The sequence below is a fragment of the Rickettsia sp. genome, assembly GCF_965035265.1.
The window spans coordinates 1-14,272 of the sequence record NZ_CBCDJS010000025.1 but is presented as its reverse complement, the minus strand read 5'-3'; the positions used below and the strand labels follow the sequence as shown (position 1 = coordinate 14,272).

The window sequence follows — 14,272 nt, the reverse complement described above, 5'->3', positions numbered from 1 at the left end:
TGTTGGCTGCAAAGTAATTTTTCTACCGCCATATTCACCGGATTTAAATCCGATAGAAAAATTCTGGGCTAATATGAAACGATGGATTAAGAATAAAATTACTGAATTCGCAAACTTGTACGAAACTTTAAAAAAGTTTTTTACTGCACCTAATACTATATGATTTACTATACATCACCAATAATATCAAACGGCCCTTTTTCATGTTCCTTATTTATCTGCATTAATTGATGTTCAACTTCTTTATTTTCTTATATTTTAATATATTTTTAAGCAAAAATTAATAAGATTTTAGAAATTTATTTTTTAATAACTTTCTTGTCCTAGATAGAACCGCTGCCTAACACATGAAAAAAATACGTATTGAGCCAAAACTCAATGCTATATCTGTCTCGATCATTAAATGGAGCTTTATATTAATTTATTTATAAGCTATCGATTCAATCAAAAAATTTACTCATGTTCTATTAGCGGCATAATAAAATATGTGATAAATAAATTTCACTTTCAGATTGATAAATAAAAAATATTATAATACTGTAACTTGCATTAATTTAATAATAATCCCAATATGCTTTTTCAATCACTAAATTTATATTCCATCTTAGTTGCAGGTCTTACAGCTACGGTTATAGTTTTTATGCGTCAATTATCTTATTATACACAACAAATTATTAATAAGGATTTAAAGATAATACCGGCATATTTAGATAAAACGTTATTATACCAAATTCTTAATAAGAATTGTGATAGATATTCTGCACTTGAAATGATTAAATCATATTTTAAACTGAAAAACGCAAGATCATTATCATATGAAGAGTTTGAGAATGATGAGCAATTAAGTGAATTATTTATAGATTCTTTAAACTATTTTATTGATAATTTTATATCAAAACCCGATAAATCAGTTGCATTAAATAAAATATTTAGTATTGAAGATGAACATAATACTATCCATAAATTATATGTATTTTTAGAGAAAGATAAAATATCGGACAAAACACATCAGATGCTTATATATGTTAAAGTGCCCCACATAATGACCAAAGACGAAGAAGAAAGCTTAAATACTTTCATACACTTGGCTAAAATAATGTAGATTTCCTGAAAATAAAATCAAAAGCTCAAGAAAGAAGAATAACTAATTTCAAAACTGTCTATTAGAAAATTATTTTAAAAAGCACCGGTCATTTCTATTAAATCACAACTAATGATTAAAAATTATTGACTTATTTTTAAGTATCTTTATATCGTAATTTACTTAAATGATATTTAAACTCTATCATTAATTTTTAATAAACTTAAGAGATGGTAACGTATGGAAAATAAAGAAGGAGAAGAATCAAATATACTACCTGAGTTTATAATTGATGAAGAGGAAGAAAAACGATTAAAAGCTGAAAACTCGAGAAAAGAACTTAAGCTAATATTAATAACGTTTGCAATCATTTTAACTAGCTTTTTAACTTTTTGTTATTTCTTTTTTAACTATATAGAAGAAAAAGCAGCAGAATATAAATTACAGCAGGAACAAGAAGCAGAAGCAAAAAAAGTGGATAAAGCTGAATGATGAAAACTTATAGCCTCTTAGCAATCCTCAAATAATCTTGAGGAGTAAGATTTTCAGCACGATAATTATCATTGATTTTCAACTGAGTTAATACTTCATGTATATTAGGTACAAGATTTTTCAATGATGATTTGATCATTTTCCGTCGTCCTGCAAAAGCAAGTTTTGTTATTTGCTCAACTTTATTTATCAAGATAATAGACGGTGGGTTTTCTAAAGGCGTTAGTTTAACTATCGCAGAATATACTTTAGGAGGTGGATAGAAAGCAGTCGGTGCTACGTCAAAGCATTTCTCCACTTTAGCTATTAACTGACATATTACTGATAGCCTACCATACGCTTTAGTTGACGGCATAGCACAAATACGTTCTACTACTTCCTTTTGCAACATTAGCGTCATACTAGTAATTAGCTGCGCTTCTTTCAGCCATCTAATTACTAATTCAGTACCTATATGATATGGTAAATTAGAGATTATAGTTACTTTATAGTCAATTGATTTGGACTCGCTGACGATGTTGCTCGTCGCTCTCCTATTAGTTATAGGCTCTACCCTTCGCTCCTTGTATCCGAATGAGGCTGAATTGACTATATCATAACCTAAATCAGTTAAATTTATTTTAAGAGCATCCTGCTTTATAATATTTAAATTAGGGTAATATTCTTTAATCTCATTAAGTAATGGGATACATCTCTCATCTGTTTCTATAACAGTTAAGGATTCAGGATTTTTCTGCAATATTGACCTAGTTAACCCTCCTGTGCCGGGTCCTATTTCTAGCACCCTGCTATTTTCTGCAAGGTTACTCGCACGTACAATTTTATCACATAAACTACTGTCAAAGATAAAATTCTGTCCGTGCTTTTTAAGAGGATTAATTTGATGTGAGGCTGCATGTTTTGCAATTGAAGGGAGCATAGGATATGTCAAAAAATAAAGTTTTCTTGTTGCATGGTTCAAAAATAAAATTCACACAACAACACCACAGCACGATAGTATATACTCAAATGATTTTAAGAATTGAATTTTATTTTGAGAGGTGAGCACCCGCAGCCTATACTTAATAGGTGAGGATGCGAATCCTTGATAAAATGAAAGAGCAATTCTTGAAAGCAGAAGAGTATACTAAGATGGCAACATTATTTTTATAGCTGCTTTCTTACGCATATTTTCAAATAGTTTTTGTGCTTTTTGTGAAATCTTTTTATTGGTTAGGAAGTTTACTACATAATTATTCTCATCTTCATTAACATTTAAGATTTTCTTATTACACACTAATATTATTTCAAATTTGTTATTTACTTCAAAAACATTACTTGCTTTATCAGGACCTAAATCCTTTACGATAGTTTGTTTTACATCTTCTATTTTACTAAGCTTATCAGTAATAATTTGCATAGTAGCAAAATTATCATAAAGCGATTTTTTGACGTCGGTACATTTTTTTAACCGATTTTTTAAATTATTCATCTGAGTAAACGCTTTATTGCCTTTATCTTTAGATGTAAATACTTGCATTGAAATTTCTACGTCTTTTTGATCGCTAGATAAAATTGCGACATCTATTTCTTTATTACTTACTTGCACCGACCTTGACAAGCTTGACAAAATATTCATTTTAATCAACTCGGATTTAATTTGAGAAATAAAACTATCAGGATTAACCGATTTGCTTTTTAGATATTGAAGAAGAGAACCGTGAGGCATTTTATTACGATCTTCAATAGACTTGATAGCGTTATCTATTTCTTCTTGCGGAGTTTCTCTATCTCCGGCATATTGAAAAAGCAAAGATTCATCAATTAAGCTCTTGATTGCTAAGTCACTTAGCTGCTTATCTTGAGCAGGCGTTAGACTCTCAACATTGTTTAGTGCCATAATCATTTTTTTTCTAGCACGAAACTCATTAAGAGTAATAGGTTCATCATTTACGGATGCTACTATATTCGGTAGCGAAGCTTGTGCTACATTAAAAGTGAAAACGACACTAATTATAAGTAGTAATTTATTCATATTTCTAGACTCACATAACGTAATAATTGGAATAGTTTTTATGTGGATAGCAAACCGTCATTGCGAGGAAATTACGAAGTAATTGACGAAGCAATCCAGTTAAAAATGCTAAGTAGCATTTTTTATTATTTTTTCTGGATTGCCACGTCGCTTCGCTCCTCGCAATGACGGTTTGGGTGTCCACGCAGCCTACGGCTGCTCGCAATGACGATTAAGTATCTACACAAGCACAATGCTAAACTTACATGTTTAATACTTTTAAACCGATAGAAATAGTCGGCGAAGAAGTAGTTTTTTTAATTCCTCTACTTCCGTCGGCTAGATAATCGGAATAAATCTTTGTAGTAATTCTAACACAATCTTTAGCATATGTCACCCTAATAGTTCGAGTAAGCAAATTTGGAGATCGTCTAGAGAGATCAATACGCGCACCAAAGCCTATAGTCCAATTTTCCGCTATCTGATAATTTATGTCTCCATAAAATTGCCGCACTCTATTATTTGAAATCTTTATACTTTCCACGGAATAATATTTTTTAAGATTTGTAAGTTGAATGAAACTACCTAAAAGGTTAATTTTATCATAGTTAAAATTCCCTCCTACCTCATCTCTGATAGGTCTGAAATATTTATCTTTCCGAAAACTATAAAATAATTCTAAATTATTAGAAATATTACCCAAGATTTGACCGACATTTTCCGTATCATCAGCCGGCAAATCTATACTATATCTTGTATTACGAGATTGTCCTAAAAATAATTTTAAATAATTTTCTTCTTTAGCAATACTAGTATTCAAGCCGTAACTTAATCTATTACCGAAATCATGGCAATCAATACCGCTATAACGATTGGATAAAAAGATATTTTTTTCGGATAATTCATACTTAGCAGGATCAATCATAACAAATTTTTTATCTTTCTTAGATAATTTACGTCCCATAGTAAAAGAAACTACCGGCTCAATAAGTAGATTTATCGTTTTTGTTATATTACCTACTAATGGGTAACGCCATAAAGTTTGTAATTCCGGTATATTCCTTTGAAATGATTTACTTTCTCTTGGCTTATCTAAATAAGCCCGTCTAGCAAGATAAAAATCACCTCTATCTTTTGCTACAAAATCAAAAATTTGTCCTGAAGAAGTCAGCACATTATGCATAAATGATAATTGCAAAGAGGTTCTAGCAAGTTGTTTTCCTATTCTTTCTTTGTGCATTAACGTATTATTTTCAACAACGATATGGCTGTTGTCGTTATCATTTAAATTTATCACGTTTTTTGTATTGATTTTCGGTAATACTAGCGGATCAGTATACTTACTATCATTACTACCTAAGCCTTGAAAACTTAATCCTTCAGCTGAAAAATAATTTGCATCATAAATTTTATTTGCAAATATTCTAGAAGTTAAATATGAAGCATAATTATTATAATAATTTTTCAAATAAGCTTTATCCGATGTGCGCTCTACCCTAAAACCATAGTCATAAACTTTATCGGTACTAACAAAATTACCGCTTGCTATATAATGATAAGAAGAAACTTTTTTATTTTTTATCACTACTCCATCTTTTTTTAGAAAATACGGCAATTTACCGTAACTACCTTGAAAATTTAAATGATCCGTTTCATTAGGACGATAGCGTCCCTCTAATTCAAAAGTTTGATATTTACTAAAAATTCTTGGAGTGAGAGTAAAATCCATATTGGGCTTTGCACGTAGATATAACGGTATACCGAATCCTTTGTTTTTTACGTCGGGTACTAATAGCCCTGAAGTTGCAGGAGCCGTAGGAGTAGGATGGAAAAAATACGGTAAGAAAAAAATCGGTACGCCGTATACTTCAAAAAACACGTTCTTATAAACTATTCTGTGCTCTTCTGAATGAATATAAGTATCCTTGGCAACAATTTGCCAAATAGGGTTTCTATTACAAGTAACATCGCAAGGGGTAAACTCCGCATCATGTAGCTTAAGATTATTTTCATCTATTCTTTCAGCAAGCCTCGCAATTAAAAGATTATTATCACCCGAAAGTAAAATGAATTCCGATATGACGCCTTTTTTAAATTCATCTTTTAAAACTGCTTTGTCACCCTCTATTATTCTGTTTTGTTTATCCTTAATTCGGATATTACCTTCTGCCCATAAAATATCATTTTTTATATCATAAAGTAAATTATCTGCCGTTAATAAATACTCATCCGTGATAATTTTTATATTACCTTTAGCATATATCAAATCCTGACTTTCATTATACTCTACGAAGTCGGCTATCATATTGCTTATCTTAATATTTTGACCATTCTTAGAAAGATCGGCAAAACTTACCAAAGAAAATGTTATTATAATAAGCAAGCATATTATTCGCAGTAGCATTTATATTAATAAATATATTTAATAGTACAGCGTCATTCAGGAAGCTTCAGACAGGATGAATTTGAGAGTAAGCCTGCACAGCGTATATTAATACGTAAGCACAGGCTTAACTCAAAAAATTCTCCTGTATCAAGTTTCCTGAATGACGCTGTAAAAAATAATAGCAAGCTATTAGTAATATATCAAATAATAAAAATTTTGCTTGCTCTTTTGTAGTGCAAGGTTATTCTATGGATAGATGTATGTCATACCGCGACTTGATCGCGGTATCTCAGGACATAATTTGCGATACAAGACCCCGTGATCAAGTCACGGGGTGACAAAAATAATATCAACATGCTAGATAATTTCATTACCTCTCAGGCAACCAACGAATTTTCCGTCAGTGAGATTTCTAATAAAATTAAAGAATTATTAGAAAATAACTTCGGCTATATCAAAGTAAAAGGAGAGATTTCCGGCTTGAAAATAGCAAGTTCAGGGCATGCTTATTTTAACTTAAAAGAAAATACTGCTATTTTAGCTTGTACTTGCTGGCGTCCTATTCTAGCTAAAATTAAATTTCCGTTAAATGACGGCATGGAAGTGGTAATTAGCGGTAAGCTCTCAAGTTATGCAGGTAATTCACGCTATCAATTATCGGTAGATAATTTGCAGCCCGCAGGGCTTGGTGCTATGCTGCAAATTCTAAATGAGCGTAAAGCGAGACTCGAAAAAGAGGGATTGTTTAATAAAAAGTGTATTCCTATACCTTTTTTACCTGATAAAATAGGTGTTATCACCTCAATAACTGGTGCTGTTATTAAAGATATTATTCACCGAATCCGTGAACGCTTCCCGACTCGTATAATAATATGGCCCGTTAGCGTACAAGGAGAAAATTCCGGTAATGAAATTGCCGAAGCAATTGAAGGGTTCAATAATTTAGAAGAGGCAAATAAACCGAGTGTTATAATTGTTGCAAGAGGCGGCGGTTCTATAGAAGATCTTTGGTCATTTAACGATGAGATATTAGTACGCGCCACTTATAACTCAAAAATTCCTATTATTTCCGCAGTAGGTCATGAAGTGGATTATACTTTAATAGATTTAGCAGCCGATAAAAGAGCTCCAACCCCTACTGCTGCCGCAGAATTTGCCGTGCCGGTACGATCTATTTTAAATAATACTAGCCGGTTAATTAAGCATCACGAGCAAAATATAGTAAATTATGATAAAATACACAGATATCTCGCTCACTATATAAATAATAAGCAGCAATTACTGGACGAAACCGGCTTTAATTTACTAGATGCTTTACCCTCCTTTATTGAACTACAAGAAACAAAGCTTAAATCTTTCTCTAAAGAAAGAGTTAACCCTGCTAAAATAATCAATTACAAAACATTAGAATTAACACATCAAACAGCTTATCTATCAAAATCGGCAAATAATACTTTGAAAAACTTTGAGTATAAATTAGAATTAAATAGCATGTTACTTGCAAGCCTTGATTATCATAACGTATTAAAACGAGGTTTTGCTATAGTTAAAGGAGAAACAGGTAATTTTTTATCTTCTAAAATTACTGCTGCGAATGAAAAAATTTTTAATATTAAATTTTCTGACGGCGAAATTAAAGTAGTTCGTAATTAGAGGGCTTTGTTGTATCGCTCTGTTTTGTCATTCCCGCGAAAGCGGGAATCCAGCGTAAAGCGAGGTAAATCGAGCTTTTAAAAATCTTTAAAGTACTGGATTCCCGCTTTCGCGGGAATGACATTGAAGTACGGGGATGACAATAAAAAACATAATTTTAAAAAATACAGACCATGAAAATTTTAAAGCTTTTTATTTTTATACTCCTCATCTCTAAAAATTTTTATGCTTTAAGCATAGGGACAAACGAACAACAAGCAACTTTAGAATGCGAGGGGACAGTCGATAAAAAAACTTTGATAAATGCCTCGTATACAAATGAGCCTTACCAATATTTAGTTACTACTTCAAATAATCATACTAACGTTTCTGGTATGGATATAGAATTAATTAATGCTATTGCCACAAAAATAGGTATTAATATTGAGTATAATCAAGATAGTTGGTATCAAGATCAATTAGATATTCAAAGCGGCAATGCCGATATGGCCGCAGGAGCTACTTATACTACTGAGAGAAGTAACTATGCTTATTTTTCAAAACCTTATCGTCTCGAAGAATTATCATTATTTATTATTGACCCACTTGCCAAAAAGTTAAATTTCCAAAATGTTAATGAGCTAATAGCACAAATACGCTTATTTAATCTTCAGTTAGGAATAGTGAAAGGTACTGTATACGGAGATCCTAAATTTACAGAGTTTTTATATAATGAGAAAAATCAAGATATAATTAGAATATATCAAAATAATATGGAGTTGATAAACGGAATAATCAAGAAAGAAATTGACGGTTTCATTAGTGATAGAATTGTCGGTGCCGTTAATATACTGGGAAGAACAATAGACAGGAACATAGTAGAAGTTCCTTTAAATATTAAAACTCCTCTACATTTAATGTTTAGCAAAAAAACCGTATCTTTAAATATAGTTGAACAATTTAATTTTGCGATAGATGATTTTCTTGCAAGTAACGAGTATAAAAAAATTATTAAGACCTACATATACCATATTTTATTACCTAAATCTATAGATTCTCGTTGGTGTCATGTTATAGGTTTACTTGGTTGCCTTGCTTTTGCTTTTTCGGGAATTATTTTAAGTAGCAGACAAAATAGTACTTTATTCGGTACATTTTTATTTGCGGTATTACCGTCTATTAGTAGCTGTATAATGCTAGATTTAATAGTAAACCATGATACCGGACATTTAAACTTCTATTTTACTCCTTCTTATTTCTATTATGTATTTGTAGTAGTTTTACTCGGTTTTACAATTATTAAATTATTCAGCTATTATAATAAACAGATCGCTGAAGATAATTATTTAGAACAATCATTAAATAATATAGTAGCAATTTGCGATTCATTCGGACAAGCAACTTTTATAATTATAGGAGTTGCAATGGTTATTATTCACAAAATTGAGCCTCTAAGTTTTTGGGGACCGTTTTTTGCTTTCATTACAGCTAATTGTGGTGCAATATTACGAGATTTTATTATGAAAGAAAATTCAATTAAGAGGATACCAAGAGGAGTTAGTATTGAAATCACCGTATTATGGGGTATAGCTTTTAGCGTATTATTAGATATGTACGGTAGTAATCCAAATTACCATACAATAAAATATTCAATGATTATAGTAATTTCCGGAGCATTCATTACTAGTCTCTTAGTTTATCATTTTGGTTTTCTTGAGTGGCGATTCCGTAATGAAAAATTAGAGTTAGATACTGAAAAATGAAGATAGCTACTTGGAATATTAATTCCATAAAAACAAGACTCAATTTATTGCGTAATTTTTTATCTAACGAAAACCCTGATATTTTATTATTACAAGAAATAAAGTGCGAAACCGAGAAATTTCCTTTTGATGAATTATCCGATTTACCGTATAATTTTTATGTTCACGGACAAAAATCATATAACGGTGTTGCTATAATTTCAAAATTTCCTGCCGATGAAATAATTAAAGATTTTCCTAATAATTATTGTAGTGATCAAGCAAGATTCCTAGAAATAAAATTATCATTACCTATAGGGTTTTGTAATATAATCTCGCTCTATGCTCCTAACGGCTCATTTGTCGGTAGCGATAAATTTGCTACAAAATTAGCATTTTACGATAGTTTTATCAATTATTTATCAACTAAAAAATCTTTTGACGAAAAAACTATCATCGGCGGTGATTTCAATATTGCACCGTTCGATATAGATGTATATTCACCTAAGCTACTTGCTGAAACTACTTGTTTTACTGAGGTTGAACAAAAAAAATTACGAACTATTCTAAATTCCGGGTTTGAGGATTTATATAGAGTGATACATCCAAGTAAACAAGAATTTTCATGGTGGGATTATAGAGCCGGATGTTTTGAACAAAATAAAGGTATGAGGATTGATATGATCCTTGGTTGTAATAATAGTATTGACTATTTAGAAAATTGCTATATGGATTATAATTTAAGGACTCAAGAAAAACCTTCAGATCATATACCGGTAATTGCTAGTTTTAAAAAATAGTCAGTGAGTGTCATTGCCCGCGTGGATAGGTAAAGCCTACTCGATGTCATTCCGTTGATCGCAGGAATCCAAGAAAAAAAGCATAAATACAGCAAATTCTTGAAATTAAAAGCTGAGGTTATCTCGCTTTATGCTGGATTCCTGCTTTCGCAGGAATGACATATGCAATCTACCAGTACAAAAATGATATAGGTCACTTTTTAAAAAAATAAATATATGTCTCCAAAATTTATAAAATGTTACGAAAAATATATGACGATTGTCGGTACAATCGGCAATTTTATGTTTTACGTACAAGCTCATAAGATTTTCACCTGCAAATCTTCGGCTTCTGTTTCTATGCCCGCCTTTACTATAAGTTCTATTGCTCTTTGTAGCTGGCTTATATATGGTATTTTAATAAAAAACACACCTATTATAATAGCAAATATAGTAGGTTTTATAGGGGCATTACTAGTTCTCTTAACCATAATAATATATTAACATTAATGACTAAGAAAATTATTGCTTTGGTTGGTCGTCCGAATGTAGGCAAATCAACATTATTTAATCGCTTAAGTATACGTAAAAAAGCTATTGTTCATGATCTACCGGGCGTTACTAGGGATAGAAAATATACAGACGGCAAAATCGGCTCTTTTGAATTTTTGCTAATTGACACTCCAGGACTTGAAGAGAATCCGGATGATATGGGTAAACGCCTAATGGAACAAACTACTAAAGCAATTTTAGAGGCAGATTTAATTTGCTTTATGGTTGACGGTAGAAGCGGAATATTACCGGATGATAAATTATTAAGTAATTTTGTCAGAAAATATAATAAACCTGCTGTATTGGTGGTTAATAAATGCGAGAAAGCTTTTGATTTCGATAAAGAATATTACAAACTCGGATTCGAGAGTATGGTTGCTATCTCTGCCGAACATGGCACGGGTTTAATTGATTTATATGATGAGGTTATTGCCAAGTTACCTGAAGAAGAATCAATCGAGACAAATATAGCCGATCCGATTAAAGGGGATTGTTTGCAGATAGTAGTTAGCGGCAGACCTAACGCCGGAAAATCTACTTTTATAAATGCTCTTATTAACGATGAAAGGTTATTAACCGGTCCTGAAGCCGGTATTACTCGTGAATCAATTGAAATTGATTGGCAATATAGAAATAATCATATTAAATTGATCGATACGGCAGGACTCCGCAAGAAATCTACTATTACCGAATCACTTGAAAAATTATCGGCATCAGACGCTATTAACGCTATTAAATTTGCTAATACCGTAATCTTAATGATTGATGCTTTAGCCCCTTTAAAACAGCAAGATTTAAATATTGCAAGCCATGTAGTAAATGAAGGAAGAAGCATAGTTATAGTAGTGAATAAATGGGATTTAGTTAAAGAATCTGAAAAAGAAGCATTTCAGGAAGAGTTTTATTACCAAATAACTACTCATTTACCTCAGGTTAAAGGCGTTCCTGTGCTATTCATTTCAGCTATAAATAAAAAAAATATTGAACAAGTTTTAGAGGCTTGTCTTAAAATTTATAAAATTTGGAATAAGAAAATAACTACTAGCAAATTAAATGAATGGCTTAATTTTACTACGGAAGCACATCCGCTACCTCTACAAAAAGGCGGTAAAAGAGTACGTGTAAAATATATGACTCAAACAAAAACTCGCCCACCTACTTTCAAATTATTCTCCAATAATCCGGAAAAAATTACCGATAGCTACACACGATATCTAGTAAATAATATGCGTGAAGCTTTCGATATGCCCGGCATTCCTATAAGATTTACTTACGTAAAAACTAAAAATCCGTATGTGTAGTTTAAAATTAAATAATAATAGTTTGATTATTAGTACAGAAAAATCTGAATTGGATATATTGCTAGACAATATTACTGATTCTAATCGTCATCATGAATTATTAAGTAATGATAAGACTAATGAAACATGGTAAATTATATACCGGAAAAAGGTGATGTAGTTTGGCTTGATTTTGAACCGCAAAAAGGTAAAGAAATTCAAAACACACGCCCGGCGGTTGCTCTTAGCCCTTACAAATATAATCTCAAAAGCGGTCTTGCTTTATTTGCCCCTATTACTAGTCAAATAAAAAATTATCCATTTGAAGTGGTAATAGATTTTCAGCAAATAAAGGGGGCGGTATTATGTGATCAGGTTAGATCAATAGATTTCAAAGTACGTAAAGCAAATAAAATTTTAACATTAAATGAAATACTTATAAATGAAATAATATATAAATTAAAATTACTTTTATAAAATAAAACATTCATTCTATCTATAACAAGAAGATTACGAATTTTCTATCATCCTTGTAATTTCATAATGATACTTTGAATTTACAATATAATTTTAACAAAATAATAGCAAGATTTTTACTAGAACTCATCTATTTTGCTATATAATTCTTCTAAATGATGCTTTATTAGTCGTAATAACTTCGCTTCAGGGCTTAGATTTTTAATCGCCCATTTTTTAATCCAAGGTTCGGCTAGCTGCCACATATTAACGTTCTTGTCCAACTGTCTGCCTATTCCTTCTACCATTATCAAAGTCTTTTGCAATAATAACAATTCCGGTTGTACTTCCATGCCGAAATCTTCCGTGATTTTAAATAAATGTGCAAGCAACTTACCTATGGAAATATTTTTCGTAGGCGTTCCTATTATAGGTTCGGTAACTGCTCTACAGCTCCCGGCGAATAAATCTAAATCAGTATTTGAGGGGATGTATCCTGCCCTTAAATGTACTTTAGCAACTAATTTATAATCACGCTTTAAAAAGCCGAATAGACTTTCAGCAACAGCTAAGCGGTCTTTTTCTTTAAGTCTGCCCATAATACCGAAATCAAGCAAAATTATCTTACCTTGCTTATTTACTAAAATATTTCCAGGGTGTAAATCAGCATGAAAAAATCCGTCTCTATAGGCTTGATTGAAAAACATTACGGCAAAATCCTGAGCTATTTTTTTTGGTTCTAAGCCCATTTCCTTTAGCAGCCTGGTATCATATATAGAAGTTCCGTCTAACCACTCGGTGGTTAGTATATTTTCTGATGTTAAATCCCAATATATTTTAGGAATTATCACATTAATATCATTTCGCATATTATCTGTAAGCTCGGAAGCTGCTGCCGCTTCTAACCTTAAATCAAGCTCAAATTTCATAGTTTCGTGAAATTTATCAACTACTTTAATCGGTTTTAGCCTTTTAGCTTTAGAGAATTTTGAAACAATTTTTGCAAGAAAATATAGCAGCTTAATATCACGGTTATATTTTTTATGAATATCGGGACGCAAAATTTTTACCGCAACATATTCACCGGTTGCTAGCCGTGCTTTATGTACCTGAGAGATTGAGGCAGCGGCTATAGGGGTATCGTCGAAGTGTAAGAAAGGGAGAACGTCATTGCGAGCAGTCGTAGACTGCGTGGCAATCTCTTGTTTATTTGCCGAGATTGCTTCGTCGACATACATGTCTCCTCGCAATGACATTATCAACTTTCTTGCCACACCACTATCAAATGGAGGTAACTTATCTTGTAATAACCTTAAATAATCTGCTATCTCTGCTCCTACTAAATCGACTCTTGTCGAAAGTGTTTGTCCGAATTTAATATAAATGGGTCCAAGGCTACTTAAACAATCTATTAAGCGTTTACCGTAATCTTCACGTGGTTTTTTGATTAATGATAGCGGAGCAGAAAATAACGCTAATATATAACCGATAAACCTAAAATATTTAGGAATTCTAGCATCAATTAGAATTTGCTTTTTACTAATGATACGACAAATTCGTATTAAATTAAAAAAATTATAAATCATAATTTATATGCACTATGAATAGCAACTATTCCTCCGTTTAAATTTTTATAACCTACTTCCTCAAAACTGGCATTCTTGATCATTATTCTAAACTCATCTTGTGAGGGGAATAAATCTATACTCTCGACTAAATACTCATATGCCTCTTTATTGCTCGTAATCATTTGACCTATAGTAGGTATAATATTAAATGAGTAAAATTTATAAAAATCTTTTAAGCACCCCTCTTTTACTTTTGAAAACTCAAGACATATAAACTTACCCATAGGCTTTAAAACCCTATATGCTTCCTT

At 31.6% G+C, this 14,272-nt stretch carries 15 protein-coding genes; 10 read left to right on the top strand and 5 right to left on the bottom strand.

The features are described 5' to 3' along the window. Window positions 1–16: 16 nt before the first annotated feature. From AC1Z7D_RS02770 to AC1Z7D_RS02760, 3 genes are all read left to right on the top strand, one after another. A complete protein-coding gene (locus AC1Z7D_RS02770; RefSeq protein ID WP_482601749.1) occupies window positions 17–163 on the top strand; it encodes a transposase in 147 nt (48 codons plus the stop codon). Between the two features lie 408 nt (window positions 164–571). Continuing rightward, window positions 572–1,102 (top strand): hypothetical protein, encoded by a 531-nt coding sequence (locus AC1Z7D_RS02765; RefSeq protein WP_482601747.1) that lies wholly within the window; start codon window positions 572–574, stop codon window positions 1,100–1,102. A gap of 219 nt (window positions 1,103–1,321) precedes the next feature. After that, window positions 1,322–1,573 carry an RP671a family tick cell line-upregulated protein gene (locus tag AC1Z7D_RS02760; protein ID WP_482601745.1) on the top strand — a complete coding sequence of 84 codons (252 nt, stop codon included), beginning with the start codon at window positions 1,322–1,324 and terminating at the stop codon, window positions 1,571–1,573. Between the two features lie 7 nt (window positions 1,574–1,580). Here AC1Z7D_RS02760 and rsmA read toward each other — a convergent pair whose 3' ends face one another. From rsmA to AC1Z7D_RS02745, 3 genes are all read right to left on the bottom strand, one after another. Next, complete coding sequence (gene rsmA / locus AC1Z7D_RS02755; RefSeq protein ID WP_482601743.1) at window positions 1,581–2,492, bottom strand: 16S rRNA (adenine(1518)-N(6)/adenine(1519)-N(6))-dimethyltransferase RsmA; 912 nt, start codon at window positions 2,490–2,492, stop codon at window positions 1,581–1,583. A gap of 207 nt (window positions 2,493–2,699) precedes the next feature. Further along, window positions 2,700–3,587 carry a SurA N-terminal domain-containing protein gene (locus tag AC1Z7D_RS02750; protein WP_482601741.1) on the bottom strand — a complete coding sequence of 296 codons (888 nt, stop codon included), beginning with the start codon at window positions 3,585–3,587 and terminating at the stop codon, window positions 2,700–2,702. Between the two features lie 241 nt (window positions 3,588–3,828). After that, on the bottom strand, window positions 3,829–5,970 hold the full coding sequence (locus AC1Z7D_RS02745) for an LPS-assembly protein LptD (protein ID WP_482601739.1): 2,142 nt from the start codon (window positions 5,968–5,970) through the stop codon (window positions 3,829–3,831). A gap of 336 nt (window positions 5,971–6,306) precedes the next feature. On the opposite strand from AC1Z7D_RS02745, the gene xseA reads away from it, so the two are divergent. The 7 genes from xseA to AC1Z7D_RS02710 all read left to right on the top strand — a co-directional run bounded on the left by xseA (window position 6,307) and on the right by AC1Z7D_RS02710 (window position 12,414). Then, complete coding sequence (gene xseA / locus AC1Z7D_RS02740; RefSeq protein ID WP_482601737.1) at window positions 6,307–7,605, top strand: exodeoxyribonuclease VII large subunit; 1,299 nt, start codon at window positions 6,307–6,309, stop codon at window positions 7,603–7,605. Between the two features lie 173 nt (window positions 7,606–7,778). Continuing rightward, on the top strand, window positions 7,779–9,347 hold the full coding sequence (locus AC1Z7D_RS02735) for a transporter substrate-binding domain-containing protein (protein ID WP_482601735.1): 1,569 nt from the start codon (window positions 7,779–7,781) through the stop codon (window positions 9,345–9,347). Beyond that, a complete protein-coding gene (gene xth, locus AC1Z7D_RS02730) occupies window positions 9,344–10,126 on the top strand; it encodes an exodeoxyribonuclease III (RefSeq protein ID WP_482601733.1) in 783 nt (260 codons plus the stop codon). Before AC1Z7D_RS02735 ends, xth begins: the two co-directional genes overlap by 4 nt. Window positions 10,127–10,342: 216 nt before the next feature. Continuing rightward, the gene (locus AC1Z7D_RS02725; RefSeq protein WP_482601731.1) at window positions 10,343–10,609 is read left to right on the top strand and encodes a SemiSWEET family sugar transporter; all 267 of its coding nucleotides are present in this window, start codon (window positions 10,343–10,345) and stop codon (window positions 10,607–10,609) included. Between the two features lie 5 nt (window positions 10,610–10,614). Next, on the top strand, window positions 10,615–11,958 hold the full coding sequence (gene der, locus AC1Z7D_RS02720; protein ID WP_482601729.1) for a ribosome biogenesis GTPase Der: 1,344 nt from the start codon (window positions 10,615–10,617) through the stop codon (window positions 11,956–11,958). Continuing rightward, window positions 11,951–12,091, top strand: a complete 141-nt coding sequence (locus tag AC1Z7D_RS02715) for a hypothetical protein (protein ID WP_482601727.1) — start codon at window positions 11,951–11,953, stop codon at window positions 12,089–12,091. The genes der and AC1Z7D_RS02715 overlap by 8 nt, the downstream gene beginning before the upstream one ends. Beyond that, window positions 12,085–12,414: a type II toxin-antitoxin system PemK/MazF family toxin gene (locus AC1Z7D_RS02710; RefSeq protein WP_482601725.1), complete on the top strand. Its 330-nt coding sequence runs from the start codon at window positions 12,085–12,087 to the stop codon at window positions 12,412–12,414. Before AC1Z7D_RS02715 ends, AC1Z7D_RS02710 begins: the two co-directional genes overlap by 7 nt. Before the next feature lie 119 nt (window positions 12,415–12,533). On the opposite strand, the gene ubiB is transcribed toward AC1Z7D_RS02710, so the two are convergent. Together ubiB and AC1Z7D_RS02700 are read right to left on the bottom strand one after the other, a co-directional pair. Further along, window positions 12,534–13,979: a 2-polyprenylphenol 6-hydroxylase gene (gene ubiB / locus AC1Z7D_RS02705; RefSeq protein WP_482601723.1), complete on the bottom strand. Its 1,446-nt coding sequence runs from the start codon at window positions 13,977–13,979 to the stop codon at window positions 12,534–12,536. After that, window positions 13,976–14,272: class I SAM-dependent methyltransferase (locus AC1Z7D_RS02700; RefSeq protein WP_482601721.1), on the bottom strand; the 297-nt coding region annotated here is incomplete at its 5' end. The genes AC1Z7D_RS02700 and ubiB, both read right to left, overlap by 4 nt.